We start from the raw sequence: 22,137 nt of genomic DNA on the forward strand, positions 1-22,137 counted from the left end.
TTCCTTACCTTAAACTTACCAACGATAGTGAGAGAACGCGCGGTTGGCCTCGGCCATCTTGAAGACGTCCTCACGCTTCTTGACGGAAGCGCCCAGGCCGTTGGAAGCGTCGAGGATCTCGTTGGCGAGACGCTCGGCCATGGTCTTCTCCTTGCGAGCGCGGGAGAAGTTGACGATCCAGCGGATACCCAGAGCGGTGGAACGACGGGAGTTGACCTCCATCGGGACCTGATAGGTAGCGCCACCGACACGCTTGGGCTTAACCTCGAGCGTGGGCTTGACGTTGTCCATAGCCTTCTTGAAGGTAGCGAGAGCGTCGCCACCCTCGGACTTCTCGGCAACGATCTCGAAAGCGGTGTAAACGATGCGCTCAGCGGTGGCCTTCTTGCCGTCAAGAAGGACCTTGTTGATGAGCTGAGTCACCAGGCGGTTGTTGTAAACGGCGTCAGGCTGAACCTCACGACGATTAGCTGCTGCACGACGCGGCATGTGAAATCTCCTTAAGTGTCTACCGTGCGGCGCTTAGGCGGCACACGGCGAAAGTATCAAAACGTTATCTGGCTTATTTAGCCTTAGGGCGCTTAGCACCGTACTTGGAACGGGCCTGCATACGGTTCTGGACCGGAGCAGCGTCGTAGGCGCCACGGATGACGTGATAACGGACACCAGGGAGGTCACGGACACGACCGCCGCGGACGAGCACGATAGAGTGCTCCTGCAGGTTGTGGCCCTCACCCGGGATGTAAGCAGTAACTTCGATGCCGTTGACGAGGCGAACACGGGCAACCTTACGAAGAGCCGAGTTCGGCTTCTTGGGGCTCGTGGTGAAGACGCGGGTGCACACGCCGCGCTTCTGGGAGTTGTGCTGCAGAGCAGCGTTCTTGGACTTCTTGGGCACGGAACGACGGCCCTGGCGAACCAGCTGGTTAATAGTAGGCAAAGCGTACTCCTTCTCGAATGATTCCAGCTTTCTGTAAAGTGCAACGGCTTGAATCGAGGGGTCAGCATCCCCCTACGAAACACGCAGTTCGATAGGATACGTGGCGTTAGCTGTGCCGTCAACAGACCACGCCGCCGGGCGTATCCTAAAATAAGCATATTTCCGCAAAGCCTACACAAATGGAATCCCCTCCTGTGCGCGGTGGTGGATCCCCGGCCCGGGCGGCCTATCAAGATTTTGCCGCATACTTCCGAAATTCAGACGAATACCGCTCGCTTTAACCGCCCATTTACCGCAAAAGAGGCCGCTTCCCCTAGTAGGAAGCGGCCCCAAATCTTACGAATAGACGATGGCAAAGGGTACTTCTGTTTCGGTCTCTCCTGCTGATGTGTATCTCGTGCCCTCAAGGGTTACTGAGACCACTTGGTCGACATCAATCAACTTCGTTGGCACCCAGATGTTCTCTCCGCTATTGCGCGTATAAGAAAAATATAAGTTGAACGCCCCTGCGTCGTCATCTTCGATAATCTGCTCCGATCCATCCTTGTAGGTAACCGTTAACTTCTTCGTGACTGCGTCAATGCCCAAATCATCGATGTGTGTCTGGATAGAAAACGGGCTGATCTCGAGAGGCGAGTCATCGGAGCGGAGTTCCTTTGTATCGACGTACGCTCCAACGCTAAACTCGGGCGTCGATGCCTCGAACGGCTTCGCATCCTCGCCTTCGCCCTCGGTCCACGAGATATTCCAGGTGACCGCATGCTGAAAACCTCGCTCGCGATCCATAGAGGCAAAGTACATCGTGCCATTAATGACAGTATCGCTTGATGTGTCCTTATCAATGGTGCAGCGTGTGTCAGCCCATTCCTCGCCGAAGTTCATGTCGGGCGTGCCGATGCCTCGTTCTTCTTCACCATAGAGAACAAGTTCGCCAGTCTCTGCTGCCGGCTTGTAGTAGTTAACACCATTTGGATTGGATAGCGTAAACGTCACAGCACCGCAGCCGTTTTGGTCGATTGCCATCTCATGGATATCGAGCGTATAGCCGTTGCCCTCGACGGACAGATTAACCTCCTGGACTGCACCCTCCAGGCTTTGGGGCGCGATGCCATCACCAAACTCTCTGGTGTAGGTATATTTAGTCCCCGATGAGCCGCCGTTTGTCCAGGTAATGGAATCCCCGTTGCCGTGGTTTCCCCAGGCTGAGGCAAAATAGCTGGAATTGATAACGGCGTAGGCGACCCCTCCGGTCGCCAACACTCCGACAAGACACCCGATAACCGCAACATAGAGGGGCTTAGCATGACCCCTTTTGCGAAGCGGCTCGCCTTCAGCTGCATTAAGAACGCGATCGGCAAGATCGCTATCGGCTTGGATGGACTCGAAGGCCTGCTTGATTTGATTGGATTTCACGGTCGCCCTCCTCTAGGATGAATTTGAGCTTCGATCGACCGCGAGCTAAACGCGTTCGAACGGTCGCGGCTGGCACATGCAGTAACTCGGCAATCTCTGAGGTCGAAAAGCCCAGATAGTAATAGAGCACGATGGGGACGCGGAATCGCTCCGGAAGTCGCATAACGTCTGACAGGACCGCCTTGGTCTCATCCTGCGCCGCCGAAAGCGAATCGGCCAAGTTCTCAATATCCTCCACGCGCCTCCATGGCTTTCGAAAGAGCGATTTACATTCATTGATCGTGACCCGGATAAGCCAGCGGCGAAGATGCTCCCAACTCTCAAAATGTCCATCGCTTTTAAGCAGCTTAAGAAAGACATCCTGGGCAACATCGTCGGCGTCGGCACAATCGCGCAGGTACGTCAATGCGATCCGAAACACGACATCCCGGTGATCTTCGACCGCCTGTCTAAATGCCTGTTCTTCCATAATCACCTCCCGGTGACGTTAATGATTCTTGATGAGGCCCTCACCATAGATACGCTTTGACCGAACGGAATGTTTCAAATTCAAGCAGGAAAAACCTACCAAAAAAACCTGTCCCTTATTGGCAGGTTTTTTCAACAAAAAAGACCCGCTCCCCTGTTGAGAAGCGGGTCTTTGGAAGGACGGTTAACGTTCTAGGAAATTACTCCTCGTCGTTGTCCTTGGCCTCTTCGGCGTCGTCGGTGTCCACGAGCTGGTTGAGCAGCTCGTCGAGGGAAGCCATGTCCTCGTTGATCGCGCCGTTGGCGGGAGCCTTCTTGTCGTCGATCGGGGCGCCCAGGAGCTCCTCGTCGGCGTCGGCGTGATGCGTCGGCGCAGCGGAGGTGCCCAGCAGGATGTCGTCCGGACCGTCGGGGCTAAAGACCATCTGCAGCAGCTGCGAGAGGTCTTCCTCGTCGGCAACGTCGTCGTTGTTCTCGAGGATGTAGAGCAGGTCGTGGGCCTCCAGACCGTCACGGAGCTCCTCGATCGCCTTGGCACCGATGCCATCGATGCGCAGCAGATCCTCCTCGGACTTGCCGACCAGGTCGCCGACCGTCTCGATGCCGACCTCGCTGAACTTGTTGGTCCAGCGCTGCGACACGCCCAGGTCGTCGAACAGGTACAGGCGAGCCTTCTCGGCGGAGATGGTGTGGCCGTTGCGGGTGAACGAACCGTCAGCACCACCGAACTCGTCGTAGCCGGCCCAGTCGAGCTGCTGCGGGAGCTGCTCGTCCAGGTCCTTGAGCTCCACAGGAGCCCACTCGGGCAGCGACTTGGCGTTGGGCGAAGCCGGGCCGTCGATGTCCACGTAGCCGTCGGCCGTACGATACGTCAGCTTGGCGTTAGCGTACGGCTTGAGGCCGGTACCAGCCGGGATCTTCTTACCGACGATGACGTTGGACTTAAGGTCGAGCAGGTGGTCGACCTTGCCCTCAATGGCAGCCTCGGTAAGGACGCCGGCAGTACGGATGAACGAAGCGCTCGACAGCCAGGAGTCGATGTTGGACGCGACCTTGAGCGTACCCAGGATGACGGGCTCGGCCACGGGAGCCTGACCGCCCAGACGGGCAACGCGCTCGACCTCGTCGGCGAACTCGTAGCGGTCGACGTACTGACCAAGCAGGTACTTGGAGTCGCCGGGGTTGGTGATCTGAACGCGACGCAGCATCTGACGTGCGAGCACCTCGATGTGCTTGTCGTTCAGGTCGACGCCCTGGCTGGTGTAGACGTCCTTGACGCTCTCGACGAAGGTGTGCATCGTCGACTCGATGTCGGTCAGCTTGCGCAGGTTGCGGAAGTTGACGAAGCCCTTGGTGATCTGGTCGCCGGCGCGAACCTCGCAGCCGTCCTCGATCTCGGGCATGAAGCGCACCGAAGCGGGAACGCGACGCTCGTCGAGGACACGGGTGTGATCCTCGGAGTCGGTGAGCGTCAGCACGTACTCGGACTTCTCGGGCTTAATCGAGAGGTGACCGGAGTACGGAGCCAGCTCGGCCTCGCGACCCAGAATCTTCTCGTTGACGTTGCCGACGATATCGAACATACGGCTGACCGTAGGCAGACCCTGCGTAATATCGTCGACGCCAGCGACGCCGCCGGAGTGAATGGTACGCATCGTAAGCTGCGTACCGGGCTCGCCGATGGACTGGGCGGCAATAATGCCGACGGCAGTACCGATGGCGACCGGACGACGGGTGGAAAGATCCCAGCCGTAGCACTTCTGGCACACGCCGTACTTGGAGCGGCAGGTGAGCAGCGCGCGAAGCTTGACCTTCTTGAGGCCCGCATCGACCATCTTCTGGATGTCGGCGACCTTCTCGATGTAGCCGTCCTGCTCAAAGAGCACGGTGCCATCGGGAGCCATGACGTCCTCAATGAAGCAACGGCCGACGAGGTCGGTGTTGAGGTCGGTGGTGCCGGGGATGATGAGGTTGTAGGTGACGCCCTCGTGCGTACCGCAGTCCTCCTCGCGGACGATGACATCCTGGGCCACGTCGACCAGACGACGGGTCAGGTAACCAGAGTCCGAGGTGTGGGATGCGGTATCGACCAGGCCCTTACGGGCGCCGTAGGTCGAAATGAAGTACTCGAGCGGCAGCAGGCCCTCGCGGAAGTTCGCCTTAATGGGAAGGTCGATCGTCTCGCCGGACATGTCCGCCATCAGGCCACGCATGCCGCCGAGCTGACGCAGCTGGGTCTTAGAACCACGGGCGCCGGAGTCGGCCATCATGTAGAGCGGGTTCTCCTCGTCGAACATGTCGAGCATGAGCGCTGCAACCTTATCGGTACAAGCGGTCCACTCGTTAACGACTTCGATGTGGCGCTCCGTCTCGTTGATGAAGCCCTCCTCGAAGTACTCGTTGATCTGGTCGACGTTGGCCTGGGCACGGTCGAGCAGCTCCTGCTTCTCGGCAGGGATGAGAGCGTCCCACACCGAGATGGTGAGGCCGGCGCGGGTAGCGTAGTGGAAGCCGGAGTACTTGATGGCGTCGAGGATCGGGCCGACCTTGGCCTCGGGGTAACGATCGCAGCAGTCCGCAACCAGCTTGGCCACGTCGCCCTTGACCATCTTGTAGTTCATGAACTCATAGTCTTCGGGCAGGCACTGGCGGTTGAAGATGATGCGGCCGATAGAGGTCTCGAAGCGCGCGGTCTTGTTGCCGGTGACGTCGTAGTCGACAAACTCGTTCTTGCCGTTCTTGACGCGGAAGATACGGGTGCCGTCCTCGTTGATGACGTTGGCATCGGCAGCGGACACGCGGACCTGGATCTTGGCCTGCATGTCGACCTCGGAGCGGCAGTCATAGGCGTGCAGCGCGTCGTCGAAGCTCGAGAACACGTGGTTCTCGCCCGGCAGACCCTCGCGAACCTGGGTGAGGTAGTACACACCGATGATCATGTCCTGCGAAGGGATGTTGACCGGCTTGCCGGATGCCGGCGAGCGCAGGTTGTTCGCAGAGAGCATGAGCACGCGGGCCTCGGCCTGAGCCTGGCTGGACAGCGGCACGTGGACAGACATCTGGTCGCCGTCGAAGTCGGCGTTGAAGGGCGAGCAGACCAGCGGGTGCAGGTGGATAGCCTTGCCCTCGACCAGCACCGGCTCAAAGGCCTGGATGGACAGACGGTGCAGGGTCGGTGCACGGTTGAGCAGCACGACGCGGCCGTCGATGACCTCTTCGAGGATATCCCACACAAAGGTGGCACCGCGGTCGATAGCGCGCTTGGCGCCCTTGATGTTCTCGACCTTGCCAAGCTCGACCAGGCGCTTCATGACGAAGGGCTTGAAGAGCTCCAGCGCCATGGTCTTGGGCAGACCGCACTGGTGCAGCAGCAGCTTGGGGTCGGTAACGATAACCGAACGGCCGGAGTAGTCGACACGCTTGCCCAGCAGGTTCTGACGGAAGCGACCCTGCTTGCCCTTGAGGGCCTCGGCGAGCGACTTGAGCGGGCGACCGCCACGGCCAGAGACCGGGCGACCACGACGTCCGTTGTCGAACAGGGCGTCCACGGACTCCTGGAGCATGCGCTTCTCGTTGTTCACGATGATCGCAGGGGCGTCCAGGTCGAGCAGGCGCTTGAGTCGGTTGTTACGGTTGATCACGCGACGATACAGGTCGTTGAGGTCGGACGCGGCAAAGCGGCCGCCGTCGAGCTGGACCATCGGGCGCAGATCGGGCGGAATGACCGGGATGACGTCCAGGATCATGTTCGCGGGGCTGTTGCCGCCCTTCAGGAAGGCGTCAACGACCTCGAGGCGCTTAACGGCCTTCTCGCGCTTCTGCTTCTGGGAGTCCTCGTCGGCGATGATGGCCTTGAGCTTCTCGGCCTCGGAGGGGAGGTCGATGGCAGCGAGCAGGTCGCGGACGGCCTCGGCACCCATGCCACCCTTGAAGTACATGGAGTAGTAGCGGGTCATCTCGCGGAACAGCGGCTCATCGGAAATGAGGTCGCGCTCGCTGAGCTTCATGAAGGCGTTGAAGGCGTCCGTGCGGAGTTGCTTCTCGTCCTTGCACTCTTCCTCGATGTCGACGATGCCAGAGGCGATCTCCTCGGGGGTCAGCGGCTCCTCGTCGGAGAACTCGTCGAAGTTCTCGGGGTTGCCCTGCTCCTTGAGGGACTCGATCTGGCGGGCGCACTCGGCATCGATCTCTTCCAGATCGGCGGCGAGCTCCTCGCGCAGGTCGTCAGCGTCGGCCTCGCGAGCCTCGTAGTCGACCTCGGTGATGATGTAGCTGGCAAAGTACAGAACCTTCTCGAGGTCCTTGGACTTGATGTCGAGCATACGGCTCATCGGGAAGCTCGTGGGGCTCTTGAAGTACCAGATGTGGGACACGGGAGCGGCGAGCTCGATGTGGCCCATGCGGTCGCGACGCACCTTGGCCGAGGTGACCTCGACGCCGCAGCGCTCGCAGACGATGCCCTTAAAGCGGATGCCCTTGTACTTGCCGCAGGAGCACTCCCAGTCCTTGGCGGGACCGAAGATCTTCTCGCAGAACAGGCCGTCCTTCTCGGGCTTGAGGGTACGGTAATTGATGGTCTCCGGCTTCTTGACCTCACCGTGCGACCAGGAACGGATCTGGTCGGCGGAGGCAAGGGAGATCTTTACCGAGTCAAAATCAGTAGCTTCGAAATCTGCCACAGTCAACTACTCCTTATCAGTGGTCGTGGCGGCGACAGCCTCGGGTGCCTCGGCGGTCTCGGCATCCTCGGCCTCGACGTCGGCGTCAACGCCGGCGAGCGCTGCCAGGTCGTCGAGAGCGGAGGTCTCCTCGGCGGTCACAGGGGCGGAGGCGTCCTCGTCGGCATCGTGCATGGGCTCGATGTCCAGTGCGAGGGAGCGAATCTCCTTGACGAGAACCTTGAAGGACTCGGGGATACCCGGGACAGGAACGTTCTCGCCCTTGACGATGGACTCGTAGGTCTTGACGCGGCCCACGGTATCGTCGGACTTGACGGTCAGGATCTCCTGCAGGACGTTGGAAGCACCGTAAGCGTACAGTGCCCAAACTTCCATCTCGCCGAAGCGCTGGCCGCCGAACTGAGCCTTGCCGCCCAGAGGCTGCTGGGTAACCAGGCTGTAAGGGCCGGTCGAACGGGCGTGGATCTTGTCGTCGACCATGTGGCCGAGCTTGAGGATGTAGGACGTACCCACGGTAATGGGCTCGCGGAACTCCTCGCCGGTGCGGCCGTCGAACAGGCGGGTCTTGCCGCGCTCGTCAAGCTGGGTGACGAACTCGGGGCGCATGTGATCGCCAAACGCAGCGGTGGCCTTGTTGAGCATGTTCTTGTTGGCACGACGGATGACCTCGGCGATCTCGTCCTCCTTGGCGCCGTCGAAGACGGGCGTCGCGGTGAAGAACGGACCGGGGACGTACTTGTCGGAGTCGGCCTGCTCGGTATCCCAACCGCAGGCAGCAGCCCAGCCAAGGTGGCACTCGAGCAGCTGGCCGACGTTCATACGCGAAGGAACGCCCAGCGGGTTGAGGATAACGTCGATCGGGGTACCGTCAGCCATGTAGGGCATGTCCTCGACCGGCAGAACGTTACAGATAACACCCTTGTTGCCGTGGCGGCCGGCGATCTTATCGCCCTGCTGGATCTTACGACGCTGGGCGACGTAGACGCGCACCTGCTCGTTGACACCGGGGGCCAGATCATCGCCGTTCTCGCGGCTAAAGCGGACAACGTCGATGACGCGGCCGTAAGCGCCATGAGGCATCTTAAGGGAGGTGTCGCGGACGTCGTGGGCCTTTGCACCGAAGATGGCGCGCAGCAGGCGCTCCTCGGCGGTCAGAGCACTCTCGCCCTTAGGCGTGACCTTGCCGACCAGGATGTCGCCAGGGCCGACCTCGGCGCCGATGCGGATGATGCCGTCCTCGTCGAGGTTGGCAAGCATGTCCTCAGAGAGGTTCGGAATCTCGCGGGTGATCTCCTCGGGGCCGAGCTTGGTGTCGCGGGCGTCGATCTCGTGACGGGTGATATTGATGGTCGTCAGCAGGTCCTCGGCCACCAGGCGCTCGGACACGACGATACCGTCCTCGTAGTTGAAGCCTTCCCACGGCATGTATGCCACGGTGAGGTTCTGGCCCAGTGCGAGCTCGCCGTGATCGGTCGAAGGACCGTCGGCCAGAGGCTCGCCCTGCTCAACGGTGTCACCGACGCGCACGAGCGGACGGTGGTTGATGCAGGTGGACTGGTTGGAGCGCTGGTACTTGGCCAGGTGATACTCGTCCATGCCGCCGGCATGCTTGACGATGATCTTGGCGGCGTCGGCAAAGATGACCTCGCCGGCGTTCTTGGCCAGGGTGACCTCGCCGGAGTCCAGGGCGGCGCGACGCTCCATGCCGGTACCGACATAGGGAGCGGCGGGGTGAACCAGCGGCACGGCCTGGCGCTGCATGTTAGCGCCCATCAGCGTACGCTTGGCGTCGTCGTGCTCGAGGAACGGGATCAGCGTGGCTGCGACGGAGAGCATCTGACGCGGCGAGACGTCCATGTAGTCGACGTCCTCGACAGGCACGTCGGCGGGAGCGCCGAAGGAGCCGTCGAAGTCGCGGGTACGGGCGATCACGGTGTGCGGGCGGACAAGCTTGCCCTCGGCATCGGTCGTGATGAACTCGTTGGTCTTGGGATCGAGCGGCGTGTTGGCCGGCGCGATGACGTGCTTCTCTTCCTCGTCAGCGGTCATCCAGTCGATCTGGTCGGTGGCAACGCCGTTCTCGACGCGGCGGAACGGAGCCTCGATGAAGCCGTACTCGTTGACGCGGGCGTAGAGGGCGAGCGAGCCGATCAGGCCGATGTTGGGGCCTTCGGGGGTCTCGATCGGGCACATGCGGCTGTAGTGCGAGTTGTGAACGTCGCGGACGGCCGTCGGCACGTTGGTGCGGCGGCTGGAGCCGGACTTGTGGCCGGCAAGACCGCCAGGGCCGAGTGCGGACAGACGGCGCTTGTGGGTCAGACCGGTCAGGGGGTTCGCCTGGTCCATGAACTGCGAGAGCTGCGAGGAACCGAAGAACTCCTTGATGGAGGCCACGATCGGGCGGATGTTGATGAGCGACTGCGGGGTGATCTCGTCGATGTCCTGGGAGCTCATGCGCTCACGGACGACGCGCTCCATACGGCTCATGCCGATACGGAACTGGTTGGCGACGAGCTCGCCGACGGTACGGATGCGGCGGTTGCCAAAGTGGTCGATGTCGTCGACCTTGAAGCCCTGCTCGCCGGCAGCGAGGGACAGGAGGTAGCGCAGCGTCGCGACGATATCCTCGTCGGTGAGCACCGTGACCTCTTCCTCGGTGGTGAGGTTGAGCTTCTTGTTGACCTTGTAACGACCGACGCGGGCCAGGTCGTAGCGCTGCGGGTTGAAGAGCAGACCCTCGAGCAGGCTGCGGGAAGCGTCCACGGTGGGAGGCTCGCCCGGGCGCAGGCGACGGTAGATCTCGATAAGGGCATCCTCGCGGGTGAGGGCGGTGTCGCGCTCCAGGGTGCGCTTGATCACATCGGAGTTGCCGAGCAGCTCGATGATGTCGTCGTTGGTGACGGCAATGCCAAGGGCGCGCAGGAACATCGTGGCGCTCTGCTTGCGCTTACGGTCGATGGAGACCATGAGCTGGTCGCGCTTGTCGACCTCAAACTCAAGCCAGGCACCGCGGGACGGGATGATCTGGGCCTTGTAGATCTGCTTGCCCGAATCCATCTCGGAGCTGTAGTACACACCCGGGGAACGGACGAGCTGCGAGACGACGATACGCTCGGTACCGTTGATGATGAAGGTGCCCTGATCGGTCATCATAGGGAAGTCGCCCATAAAGACGAGCTGCTCCTTGATCTCGCCGGTCTCCTTGTTGGTGAGACGGACGTCGGTCAGAAGCGGGGCCTGATAGGTCATGTCCTTCTCGCGGCACTCCTCGACGGTGTGCGCGGGGTCGCCGAACTGATGCTCGCCGAAGGTAACCTCGAGAACATGGTTCTGGCTCTGGATGGGGCTGGATTCCTTGAACGCCTCACGAAGGCCCTCGTCCTTAAAACGCTCAAAGGATTCCCTTTGAACAGAGATAAGGTTGGGGAGCTCCATGGCCTCCGGGATTTTCCCGAAGCTGACGCGCTTGCGCTCAGTGGCAGTGTATGCGTAGGTCACCAGGTTTTTCCTCCTTCACGGAAATGCTCGGTGGGTTGGCGAGGCATAGCTTCGCCAGTTATCGCAACCTAATAGTTTATCAGGTACCGACCGTTGGGCAAGAAAAGCCTTGACGCGATTGAGTTTTTGGAGTAGCAAAGTTTTTCGACAGAAAACACGCAGGTAGATAGTGGTATACCGAACATCTGTTCATATATTTTCTGTGAACAGAGAGCCGGCAATCGCAGCTCTTATAAAAAACGGGCGCGAACCGAGGTCCGCGCCCGTAAATGTCGATGTCCGAAGGCTTACTTGCGCATCAAGCCGCCGCGCTCGTCGATGGCGTCCCAGAAGGCGCTTGCAAAGCGAGGATCGCTTGCAGCCATGAGAGCGTTGGTGGCCATCCAGCCAGAGGGAGTGCCGGTGTCGTAGCCCGACAGCGGGTCGATGACGACCGCGTACATGGCCTCGCGATCGAGCGAACGGGCCATTGCGTCGGTGAGCTGGATCTCGCCGCCCTTGCCGGCCTGCTGATCTGCCAGCAGGTCCATGACCAGCGGGCTCAGCAGATAGCGGCCGACGATGTACAGGTTGGACGGAGCAGCCTCGGGAGCGGGCTTCTCGACCAGACCGCCGATGCGCCAGACAGCGCCCGGCTCGGCATCGGCAACGCCCTCGGCGCCCTCGAGCGAACCGACGCGCTCGCCGGCGATAACGCCGTAGCGGCTGACTTCCTCGGGCGAGCAAGCAGCGACGGCGATAACCGAAGCGCCACCGTGCTCCTTGGAAACGGCGAGCATCTTGTCGCAGATGTCGCGGTTAGGCACAACGTAGTCGCCCAGAAGAACCAGGAAGTTCTCCCCTGCCACGGCGTCGGCAGCAGAGCGAATAGCATGGCCGAGGCCCTTGGGCTCGTACTGATAGCGGAAGTCGACCGGCATACCGCCAGCGTGGGCGACGGCATCGGCATAGGCGTTCTTGCCGCGCTCGCGCAGCAGGTTCTCGAGCGAGCGATCGGGCTGGAAGTAGTTCAGTAGCTCGGGCTTACCGGGAGAAGTAACGATGATGGCGTCGTCGACTTCCTCGGGGTCGAGCGCCTCCTCGACGACGTACTGAATGACGGGCTTGTCGAGCACCGGCAGCATCTCTTTGGGCGTGCACTTGGTGCCAGGCAGAAAACGCGTGCCAAGACCGGCGGCGGGGATGATTGCCTTCATGTTATTCAAAGATCCTTTCGCAGGCGCAAAAGCGCCCCATGCGTGCGGCACACAGCCGCAGACCAAATTGCGATACCTAAGCATCTTACCGCTGGAACTATATGTCGCTACAAGGCAGAGACAATTCTTCAGCAGGTCAACGCAAATTATTGCTCGAATGGTGCAATTTTATTGCCCAACGGCAGGGTGCCCGATACGACGCAAATCACAGAACATGGCAGTTTGAGCTACCGATGTCGAGGGACCGAAAAACAAAAAAGACGGGGCTCGCAATGCGAACCCCGTCTGCAAAGAAATCTGGCGAGAAAGCCTGATTACTTGAGGGTGACAGCAGCGCCAGCAGCCTCGAGCTTCTCCTTGGCAGCCTCGGCGTCCTCCTTCTTGGCACCCTCGAGAACAGCCTTGGGAGCGCCCTCGACGACCTCCTTGGCCTCCTTCAGGCCAAGGTTGGTGAGCTCACGGACGGCCTTGATGACCTGGATCTTGTTGTCGCCGAAGCCCTCGAGCACGACGTCAAACTCGGTCTTCTCCTCGGCCTCAGCAGCGCCAGCAGCGGGAGCGGCGACAACAGCGGCAGGAGCAGCGGCGGAAACGCCGAAGGTGTCCTCGATAGCCTTGACGAGCTCGGAAGCCTCGAGAAGGGTCATTTCCTTAAGAGCATCGATGATCTCATCGGTGGTAAGCTTAGCCATTTCTAAGTCCTTTCGGTTTCCGTGCGGATGTACGGAGATCAGTTAAAACACGGCGCGAATGCGCCAGGGGTGCGGCGTTGCCGCCGCGGGTGAAAACAGCGACTAGGCTGCCTTCTGCTCGGAGACCTGCTGGATCGAACGAGCGAGACCAGAGGAAACGCCGTTGACGCAGACAGCGATGTCGCGAGCGAAACCGGAGATGAGACCGGCGATCTGGCCGAGAAGCTGATCCTTGGTGGGCAGCTCGGCGATAGCCTTAACATCATCAGCGGAAACGGCCTTGCCGTCGGAGATACCGCCCTTGATCTCAAGGACGCCCTTGGACTTAGCGGAGAAGTCCTTAAGGGCCTTAGCGGCCTCGACCGGCTCGGACTCGTAGAACACATAAGCGACGGGGCCGGCGAGAATCTCGTCGAGCTCGGGCTGCTCCTGGTTCTTGAGAGCGATCTTGACCAGGTTGTTCTTGTAGACCTTCATCTCGGCGCCGCACTCGCGAAGCTGATGACGCAGCTCCTGAGCCTGCTTAACCGTCAGACCGTTGTAGTTGACGACGAACAGACCGGCGTTCTCGGCGATACGGGACTCGATCTCTGCAACCTTGTCGATTTTGTACTGCTGGGGCATGAATTACACCTCCTCGAATTCTTTCCGGGCACGGTCCGCCACAAGGACGTGACGGGGGCATGTCCAAAAAGAAAGCCCCCGCGCTGCATGAGCGACGGGGGCGAGAAGACATATCTACTCGACCACCTCGGCTGGCGGGATGTCCCATTAAGCTCGCGGGTAAGACCCGTTTGCGCCGGCTGTCTCTGGCAGCGGATTCGTGCGTGAACCGAAAGTATTATGGCGGGGACCCCGGCGTCGGTCAACGGGCACGAGGATTCGTACACAAACCCTGCATACGCTCCGGTCCGAGGGGCCGGGTTGAGATTTTCGCTCGGTCAAGTCCTGGCTCGCACGAAGGCCACATTAAGTGGCCTTCGGCTCGTGCGGAATCTACGAAAATCTCAACCCGGCCCCTCGGACCGGAGCTGCGGTAACTTTGCTGCGAATCCTCGTGCCCGTTGAGCGACGCGCCCCACTCACAATCCTTAAGTCGGTGGGCTGATGCGTTGCGTCCCTGAGGGCTACAGGGTTGAAACGAAGGTGGACAGGCGGCGGAGGCCTTCGTCTAGGTCTTTGTCGGAGACGCAGTAGCTGAGGCGGACGTGGCCTTCGGTTCCGAAGCAGTCTCCCGGGACTAGGGCTACGTTTGCCTCTTTGATGGCTTTGATGCAGAAGTCTTCGCTTGTTAGGCCGAATTGTTTGATGCTGGGGAAGGCGTAGAAGGCGCCTGCCGGTTCCACTACGTCGAGGCCCATGGCGTCTAAGGCTGCGAGTACGCGCTCGCGGCGGACTCGGTAGACTTTGAGCATGGGGGCTGGGTCGACGGTGAGGGCTCGGGCTGCGGCGTCCATCTCGAAGGAGACGGCGCTCGATACTAGGTATTGGTGAGCTTTTGCGATCTCGGCGATGACGGGGGCTGCGGCTGCGAGCCAGCCCAAGCGCCAGCCGGTCATGGCCCAGGGCTTGGAGAAACTCTCGATGATGACCGTCTGCTCGCGCAGTTCCGGGTGGCGTTGGGTAAAGCGCTCGTAGCCGTCCACGTAGACCAAGCGGTTGTAGACGTCGTCGCAGACTACGTAGATGCCCGCCTGCTCTGCCACGCGCGCCACGGCATCGAGCGATGCCGCGTTGAGAATGCAGCCCGTAGGATTGTTGGGCGAGCAGATGACGATGGCCTTGGTCGCCGGGGTCACACAGGCGCGAAGCGCTTCCTCGTCGATCTGGAATTGCGCGGGCTCCGTATTCAAAAAGACCGCCTTGGCGTGGTTGGCCACGACGATGCTCTCGTACAGGCCAAAAGCCGGCGTGGGGATAATGACCTCGTCGCTGGGGTTGAGCATAGCCATAAACGTAGCCGATAGCGCCTCGGTCGCGCCGTCCGTGAGGATTGCTTCGTCGGCCGAAAACGTAAGGCCCGCGTCGCCCATATAGGCAGACAGAGCCTCGCGCAGGGCAGGGCGACCGTTGTTGGGCGGATAGTGCGTGTCGCCGCGATCGAGCGATGCGGTCACCTCGGCGCTAATCACATCGGGCGTGGGGAAATCGGGCTCGCCAAGCGCAAGCGCAATGCATCCCGGATGCTGCGCGGCAAGCGCGTTGATTCGGCGGATGCCGGAGGGCTTGAGCGTGGCAAGCGAGGTGTTCATGGGCAGGCGCATGGCATTCCTTTCGTAAGTGTTGCACTAGGATAGCGCGCCGTCCGGCTGGCAGACGGTGTAACCTAAACGGAAATGAACCGGAAAGGAGGCGGCATGGAGACGACCGCGCGTGGCAATGAGCCCAAAACGCTGCAGAACATTGCGTATATCAGTATTCCCGACAGCGCTGATCTTGAGTTTTTGCTTTGGGACTTTCAGGATGCCATCGCGGCGTATGCCCGGCTTTCCGGCACCGCACTCCCCCGCCCGGTCGATCTGGGGACGGATGACGCCAGCAGCGTTGCGGACGGCATCGTATTCGCAGTTGAAGATGCGCTCGATGGCGAGGCGATGGCCGTCGTTGAACAGACGCTTGATTGCCTTGGGGGTGCGGAAACGCGCGTCTATGTCGCTGTTCAAGCTGCCTACGGAAGCGCTGAACAGGCGCACGTTGTAGTTGGCCGCCTGCGTGAAGCATGTGAGCATCGAGGGCTGTCGTGGTGTGGCGGCATCACCGTCTGCACCGGCGCCGGCATCGCAGCGCTTCGCCGATCCCCGCGCATGGGCCTCTTGCGCCGGCCGTTTTCCGAAGCCATGGACAAGCTGGTAGGCGCCGTGCGCATGGGCTGCTCCATTGAGCATGCGCAGCGACTCGGCGGCGGCAATGCCGATGACGTCGACGCCGATGGCATGGTTTATGCCGAACCCGCGCTGCCCGCACCAATTTGGCGTATCGCTATGAAATATCTCGGCAGCCGCTCATACATCTAAATTAAGAGGCTGCCCAGTCAATGGCATCGTGCCAGCGCTCGACAAGCCGATCCAGACGCCATGCCGCGTTGGCGGGACTTGTCGACGGCAAGACGATAGCCGGCAGCCCCGTCCGCTCTTGCAGATAGCGCTTGTAGAGCCGCCCGGCCGTGCCGCCGTTGCAAATAACGACCTCGATAGGCGCAGCATCGGTGATGTGCTCAATATGTGCCGGCACGATGTTTTTGATGCTGGCGTCGCTTGAGCCCTTGATGTCGCAACTCTCGATTACGTCCCACAGGGCCACGCCGCCGTTCAGCAGCATGGCCCGCTTGGCGGCAATGGAGGCATCGAGCGTCGCGGGCTCACCGCTTGCCAAAGGATCGCCCTCGTTGGGCGGCACAGGCATACCGAGGCACGTGGCCATCACACGCCAAAAGCGATTCTGAGGGTTGCCGTAATAAAAGGCATTAGCGCGCGACAGCACCGAGGGAAACGATCCGAGCACCAAAACGCGCGAGTGCTGGTCGAACACGGGCTCAAACCCATGCTCAATATGTTGATAGCCCTCGTCAGACGCTGCCATGGCCTAGGCCCTCAACAGATAGCGCACCTCGTAGGGCGCAAGCTCAAGGGAGCCCGCCAGCTCGACCGTGGGCACGCCGTCGGCAAGCAAATCGACAAAGGAGCCGTTGAGCTCGCCGGCGCCAAAGGTGTAAGGCTCGTCCACGGCGTTCACCGCCACGAGCACCGTCGCGTCGTCGCAGGCGCGCTCGAACAGCAGCTGCTTGTTCTGGATCACCACATTGCGATAGGCACCGTAGTTGAGAGCACGGGCCGCCGCGTCGTTTGCCGAGCGCAGGTGCGCCAGCTGCGTGATGAAGGCCGTCAGCTCGTTGGGCGCAGGCTCATCGAGCGCAGGGCGCAGCGCCCAGTCGCCATCGGGGCCGCCCTTTTCACCAGCAATTCCCCACTCGCTGCCATAGTAGACGCACGGAATGCCCGGCATGCCAAAGAGCATGCCATAGGCGGGACGCAGGCACGACTTGTCGGTGAGGATGCTTGCCAGGCGCGGCACGTCGTGGTTGTCGACAAACGACAGCAGGTGTTTGCCGCGGTAGATGCACCAGGGGTCGCCGCCAAACTGGCGATGCAGCGAATGGGCGATCTCGAACATGTTGACCGAGTTAAAGCTGGAGTACAGGCCCTTGTAGCACTCGTAGTTGGTGCAGGAGTCGAGCATCTCGTCGTTGACGATTTGGTTGTAGTCGCCGTGGAGCGTCTCGCCAATCAGCACAAAGTCGGGCTTGAGCTCACGGGTAAAAGCGTGCAGGCGGCGCATGAAGTCGCGGTCGAGCATATAGGCAACGTCCAAGCGCAGGCCGTCGACGCCAAAGACCTCGGCCCAGCGACGCACGGACTCAAGCAGGTAATTGACCACGGCGGGGTTTTGCAGGTTGAGCTTCACAAGCTCAAAATGGCCCTCCCAGCCCTCATACCAAAAGCCGTCGCCGTAGCACGAGTCACCGTCAAAGCTGATGTGGAACCAATCCTTGTACGGCGAATCCCACTTGCGCTCCTGCACATCGCGGAAGGCCCAAAAACCGCGGCCGACGTGGTTGAAGACGGCATCGAGCACCACGCGGATACCGTGGGCATGCAGTGTGTCGCACACGGCGGCAAAGTCGACATCCCCACCCAGGCGGCGGTCGATATGGCGCAGGCTGCGCGTATCGTAGCCGTGGCTATCGGACTCGAGCGGCGGGTTGATGAGCACAGTGCCAACGCCGAGTTCCTGCAGGTAGTCGGCCCATTTGGCAATCTTCATGATGGGCGCATCGGGGCTAGCTGTGGCATCGGCGGCCTGGGCGAGCTCATCCTCGGCAACAGGGGCGGCGTTTTCGCGCGGAGCTCCACAAAAGCCCAGCGGATAGATCTGATAGAACGTCGTCTCGTATGCCCACATAGCAACCTCCCGGTAAGCTCAACACAACGACATCCATTGTATGCCCAGCGTGCACCCCCTTCCCCAAAATAAGTTGCGGTGAAATACGGACTGTTTGCCAGGTTTATTGGGCTAAACAATCCGTATTTCACCGCAACTGATGAGGGGATATGGTTAGGCGACGGGCTTGGCGCGGCGGATGGCCGGAAACAGCACGGTGATGGCGAGGATGACGCCCACGACGGCAATCGCCCCGCCCACAAAGCCGATCCAGGCGATACCGGGACCCGAAACCACGGCTCCGCCGATCGCGGTACCCGTGCCGATACCGAGGTTGAACAGGCCCGAGAAGATCGACATGGCGACGGCCGACGAATCTGCCGGCGTGTGCTTGATGAGCTCGGCCTGAAACGCCACGTTAAAGGCCGTGGCGCAGCAACCCCACAGTGCGCAGACGGCAAGCACTGTCACGAGCGACGATGCGGCCGGCCCCATGAGCAGCAGGGCCACCGGCACGCCGGAGAGCGTGATAGCCAAGAACGGGAAGCGATGCCCATCGAACAGGCGGCCAAACAGCCAGCTTCCGAGCAGACCAGAGCAGCCAAACGCCGTCAGCGTCATGGTAATGGCGCCCGCATCGACGTGCGCGACCTGCGCCAGGAAGGGCTCGATATAGCTGTAGCTTGCGTAATAGCCGGTCGCCATGAAGACCGTGACTGCGTAGAGCGCGATGAGGAGCGGGTTCTTGAGCAGCTCGGGCAGCTGTTTGACGGTAAAGCGCTCACCCGCCGGCATGGCTGGGAACACCGCTGCCTGGTAGGCGACCGCGATGGCTGAGAGGCCCCCGACCACGGCAAACGTCATGCGCCAGCCCACGGCCAAGCCAATGGCGCGACCGAGCGGCAGGCCAAAGATCTGCGCGATGGACGAGCCCGTAGCGATCATGCTGATGGCGAGCGCGCCGTGGAGAGTGTCGACCAGGCGCGAGGCCATAATCGAGGCGACTGACCAGAACACGGCATGTGCGCAAGCGACCACCAGGCGCGCGCAGACCAGGATGGGATAGGTCGGCGCCACAGCGGACAGGAACTGACCGAGCGAGAACACGGCCAGCACGCCCAGCAGCATCCGCTTGAACTCAAAGCGCGAGGCGAACACCATGAGCGGCAGCGACAGCAGCATGACGCCCCAGGCATAGACCGAGATCATGATGCCCGCCTGGGCCTCGGTGAGCGAGAACGACGCGGCGATATCAGTCAAAAGGCCGATGGGCATAAACTCCGACGTGTTGAACACGAACGCACAGCAGGTGAGCCCGACGAGTGGGAGCCACTGCTTGAGCGTGATGCCGTCTTGCCTTGTCTGAGTCATATATAACGTCTCCAATCGTTTTGAGCGGAGGCGATTATATAGCAACGGCCCCGCATCCGTCAGTACAGATGCGGGGCCGAAAACAATTCGATACACAGAGGTTGCGCCGTCAATTCATAACTAAGCCAACCCCAGCAATATGCCCGCCGAATGCACGACAAACGCCACGATCCAGGCAACGGCGACCTGAAACGCGAATACGGCCACGGCATAGCGCGCGCCCAACTCGCTCTTGACGGCGCCGATTGCCGCCACACAAGGCGGGTACAGCAACGTAAAGACCAAGAACACGTAGGCGGTAAACGGCGAAAACATGGTCGACAGCGCCGCGGGCGACGTTGCGCCCAAAAGCACCGTGAGCGTCGAGATGACGCTCTCCTTGGCAATAAGTCCGGTGACGAGCGCCGTGGATGCACGCCAGTCGCCAAAGCCGAGCGGCGCCAGCACCGGCGCAATGATGCTACCCAGACCGGCAAGTAGACTCTGCGACTGATCGGCGACCACATTAAAGCGGATATCGAACGTCTGGAGAAACCAAATGACCACCGTAGCGGCAAAGATAATGGTGAAGGCCTTGGTGATGAAGTCCTTGGCCTTATCCCATGCCAGCATCACCGTCGTCTTGACGCTCGGCAGGCGGTAATTGGGAAGCTCCATGATAAACGGCACCGGGTCACCCTTAAATGCCGTGCGATTGAGCACCAAAGCCGCGATGCAACCGACCGCGATGCCAATCAGATAGAGCGAGACCATGGCGGGGACCGTCGCCTGCGGGAAAAACGCCCCACACAGCAGACCGTAGACCGGCAACTTGGCCGAACAGCTCATGAACGGCGTGAGCATGACCGTCATCTTGCGGTCGTGCTCGGATGGGAGCGTACGGGTCGACATGATAGCCGGCACGGTGCAGCCAAAACCGACGAGCATAGGCACGAAGCTGCGGCCCGACAGGCCAAAGCGACGCAGCACTTTATCCATGACAAAGGCCACGCGCGCCATGTAGCCCGAGTCTTCCAGAATGGAGAGGAACAAGAAGAGCACGACGATAATCGGCAGGAAGGTCAGCACGCTGCCCACGCCCGTAAGCACGCCGTCGACAGCCAGCGAGCGCACCACGTCGTTGGTGCCGAACGCCTTGAGGCCCGCATCGGCCGAGGCGATGATGGCAGCGATGCCGTCCTCCATAAGTCCCTGCAACGCCGCGCCGATCACGCCAAACGTCAGCCAAAAGACGAGGCCCATGATCACCAGAAACGCCGGAATGGCTGTGTAACGACCTGTCAGGATGCGGTCAATCTTGACGGAGCGCACGTGCTCGCGGCTCTCGTGCGGCTTGACGACGCAACGCCCGCACACGTCGCCGATAAAGCTAAAACGCATATCGGCCAGCGCAGATAGGCGGTCGGTGCCGGCCTCGCCCTCCATCTGGGTGATGATGTGCTCGATAGCGTCGAGCTCATTGCGATCCAGGTGAAGCGCCTCGGTTACCAGCTCATCGCCCTCGACCAGCTTGGTCGCCGCAAAGCGCACCGGGATGTGCGCCGTCACGGCATGGTCCTCGATCAGGTTAGCAATACCGTGGATGCAGCGATGCAGCGCACCGCCGTCCGGACCGTCGGGCGCGCAAAAGTCCAGGCGACCAGGGCGCTCGCGGAACCGCGCCACGTGCAGGGCGTGGTCCACCAGCTCGCCGATGCCCTCGTTGCGGGCAGCGCTAATGGGAACAACGGGCACGCCCAACAGGCTCTCGAGCAGGTTGACGTCCACGGCGCCGCCGTTGGCGGTCACCTCGTCCATCATGTTGAGCGCGATGACCATGGGGCGGTCGAGCTCCATAAGCTGTAGCGTCAGGTACAGGTTGCGTTCGATATTGGTGGCGTCGATGATGTCGATGATGGCGTCGGGGTTTTCGTCAAGGATGAATTGACGGCTCACGATCTCTTCGCCCGTGTACGGCGACAGCGAATAGATGCCAGGCAGGTCGGTAACGCTTGCCTCGGGATGGTTACGGATGGTGCCATCTTTGCGGTCGACCGTCACGCCGGGAAAGTTACCGACGTGCTGGTTGGAGCCCGTCAGCTGGTTGAATAACGTGGTCTTGCCGCAGTTTTGGTTGCCGGCGAGGGCAAAGTGCAGCGGCGCGCCCTCGGGCACGGCCGTCTTTGCCGCACGGGGCGAATACGTCCCCTCGCCCAGGGCCGGATGCTCCGTCGTGCCGATTGCGGCGTTAGCGCGCGGACCCGTATCGGTGTCGTGAATACCCACGAGCTCGATGCGAGCGGCATCGTCCTTGCGCAGTGTCAACTCGTAGCCACGCAGGCGGATCTCGAGCGGATCGCCCATGGGGGCGTACTTCATCATGGTGACTTCGGTGCCCGGCGTTAGACCCATGTCCAAAATATGCTGTCGGAGTGCCTGATCGTCCGATGCCACCGATGCGACAACGGCGTCCTTTCCAATCTCGAGTGTATCGAGCTTCACGTCCGTGTTCCTCCCCCGGCGCCCGCAGGGCGTTGTATTTATGTTCACCATGGCTAACCGTTTGCCATGGCTAACCAATTTTAAACTTATTATGATAGCGTGAACACACAACGACGTTCAATCGACAGATCGGTGCAAGGGGAATTCTGGGCCATTGCTTCCCAGACGGGCCTGTTGCGGAAACCGAATCCCACTCCGGAACACCTAAACGGGACGGGCTTTCCGGTTGAGGCATCTAGCGGAAACTACAGCCCGGAATCGGCGCTCAGACTGGGATGCGATTTCCCAATGGGGCCCTCGGGGAAACTACAGCCCGGAATCTGCTCTCGAAACGGGACGCGGTTTCCCCGAGGACCGAAACAGCCGCCCGCCCCTCGACAAAATGATCCGTTCCCTCCGTCGCATGCGGAACATCCAAGGAGTGTCCCAGGGTGCCGGCACAATAGGAACGTCCCCAGCTG

15 protein-coding genes are annotated in these 22,137 nt (G+C 61.0%); 1 reads left to right on the forward strand and 14 read right to left on the reverse strand.

Features of this window, described 5'->3' with window-relative positions; translation table 11 throughout:
- Positions 1–15: 15 nt before the first annotated feature.
- From rpsG to ABHT90_RS04735, 10 genes are all read right to left on the reverse strand, one after another.
- Positions 16–489 carry a 30S ribosomal protein S7 gene (gene rpsG, locus ABHT90_RS04690; protein WP_006235013.1) on the reverse strand — a complete coding sequence of 158 codons (474 nt, stop codon included), beginning with the start codon at positions 487–489 and terminating at the stop codon, positions 16–18.
- A 73-nt stretch (positions 490–562) separates the two neighbouring features.
- On the reverse strand, positions 563–940 hold the full coding sequence (rpsL, locus tag ABHT90_RS04695; protein ID WP_006235012.1) for a 30S ribosomal protein S12: 378 nt from the start codon (positions 938–940) through the stop codon (positions 563–565).
- 336 nt (positions 941–1,276) lie between these two features.
- Positions 1,277–2,353: a DUF4179 domain-containing protein gene (locus ABHT90_RS04700; RefSeq protein WP_346981780.1), complete on the reverse strand. Its 1,077-nt coding sequence runs from the start codon at positions 2,351–2,353 to the stop codon at positions 1,277–1,279.
- Positions 2,304–2,822, reverse strand: coding sequence for an RNA polymerase sigma factor (locus tag ABHT90_RS04705; protein ID WP_192924365.1), 519 nt, complete (start codon positions 2,820–2,822; stop codon positions 2,304–2,306). Before ABHT90_RS04705 ends, ABHT90_RS04700 begins: the two co-directional genes overlap by 50 nt.
- 199 nt (positions 2,823–3,021) lie before the next feature.
- Positions 3,022–7,500 carry a DNA-directed RNA polymerase subunit beta' gene (locus ABHT90_RS04710; protein ID WP_346981781.1) on the reverse strand — a complete coding sequence of 1,493 codons (4,479 nt, stop codon included), beginning with the start codon at positions 7,498–7,500 and terminating at the stop codon, positions 3,022–3,024.
- Between the two features lie 6 nt (positions 7,501–7,506).
- Complete coding sequence (gene rpoB, locus ABHT90_RS04715) at positions 7,507–10,998, reverse strand: DNA-directed RNA polymerase subunit beta (RefSeq protein ID WP_199410622.1); 3,492 nt, start codon at positions 10,996–10,998, stop codon at positions 7,507–7,509.
- A gap of 287 nt (positions 10,999–11,285) precedes the next feature.
- A complete protein-coding gene (locus tag ABHT90_RS04720; protein WP_117637621.1) occupies positions 11,286–12,194 on the reverse strand; it encodes a UTP--glucose-1-phosphate uridylyltransferase in 909 nt (302 codons plus the stop codon).
- 314 nt (positions 12,195–12,508) lie between these two features.
- Positions 12,509–12,886: a 50S ribosomal protein L7/L12 gene (gene rplL / locus ABHT90_RS04725; RefSeq protein WP_006235005.1), complete on the reverse strand. Its 378-nt coding sequence runs from the start codon at positions 12,884–12,886 to the stop codon at positions 12,509–12,511.
- A gap of 102 nt (positions 12,887–12,988) precedes the next feature.
- Positions 12,989–13,510: a 50S ribosomal protein L10 gene (rplJ, locus tag ABHT90_RS04730; RefSeq protein WP_006235004.1), complete on the reverse strand. Its 522-nt coding sequence runs from the start codon at positions 13,508–13,510 to the stop codon at positions 12,989–12,991.
- A gap of 503 nt (positions 13,511–14,013) precedes the next feature.
- On the reverse strand, positions 14,014–15,150 hold the full coding sequence (locus tag ABHT90_RS04735) for a pyridoxal phosphate-dependent aminotransferase (RefSeq protein WP_346981782.1): 1,137 nt from the start codon (positions 15,148–15,150) through the stop codon (positions 14,014–14,016).
- A gap of 93 nt (positions 15,151–15,243) precedes the next feature.
- Between ABHT90_RS04735 and ABHT90_RS04740 the strand changes: the two genes are divergently transcribed.
- Positions 15,244–15,900, forward strand: coding sequence for a hypothetical protein (locus tag ABHT90_RS04740; protein WP_346981783.1), 657 nt, complete (start codon positions 15,244–15,246; stop codon positions 15,898–15,900).
- A gap of 1 nt (position 15,901) precedes the next feature.
- On the opposite strand, the gene ABHT90_RS04745 is transcribed toward ABHT90_RS04740, so the two are convergent.
- From ABHT90_RS04745 to feoB, 4 genes are all read right to left on the reverse strand, one after another.
- Positions 15,902–16,465, reverse strand: coding sequence for a uracil-DNA glycosylase family protein (locus tag ABHT90_RS04745; protein ID WP_346981784.1), 564 nt, complete (start codon positions 16,463–16,465; stop codon positions 15,902–15,904).
- A gap of 3 nt (positions 16,466–16,468) precedes the next feature.
- On the reverse strand, positions 16,469–17,845 hold the full coding sequence (locus tag ABHT90_RS04750; RefSeq protein WP_117745803.1) for an alpha-amylase family glycosyl hydrolase: 1,377 nt from the start codon (positions 17,843–17,845) through the stop codon (positions 16,469–16,471).
- A gap of 153 nt (positions 17,846–17,998) precedes the next feature.
- A complete protein-coding gene (locus tag ABHT90_RS04755) occupies positions 17,999–19,195 on the reverse strand; it encodes an MFS transporter (protein ID WP_346981785.1) in 1,197 nt (398 codons plus the stop codon).
- A gap of 120 nt (positions 19,196–19,315) precedes the next feature.
- Positions 19,316–21,727 (reverse strand): ferrous iron transport protein B, encoded by a 2,412-nt coding sequence (gene feoB, locus ABHT90_RS04760; RefSeq protein ID WP_346981786.1) that lies wholly within the window; start codon positions 21,725–21,727, stop codon positions 19,316–19,318.
- Positions 21,728–22,137: the final 410 nt, after the last annotated feature.

Source organism: Collinsella aerofaciens, from assembly GCF_039758815.1.
GTDB lineage: Bacteria > Actinomycetota > Coriobacteriia > Coriobacteriales > Coriobacteriaceae > Collinsella > Collinsella aerofaciens_BP.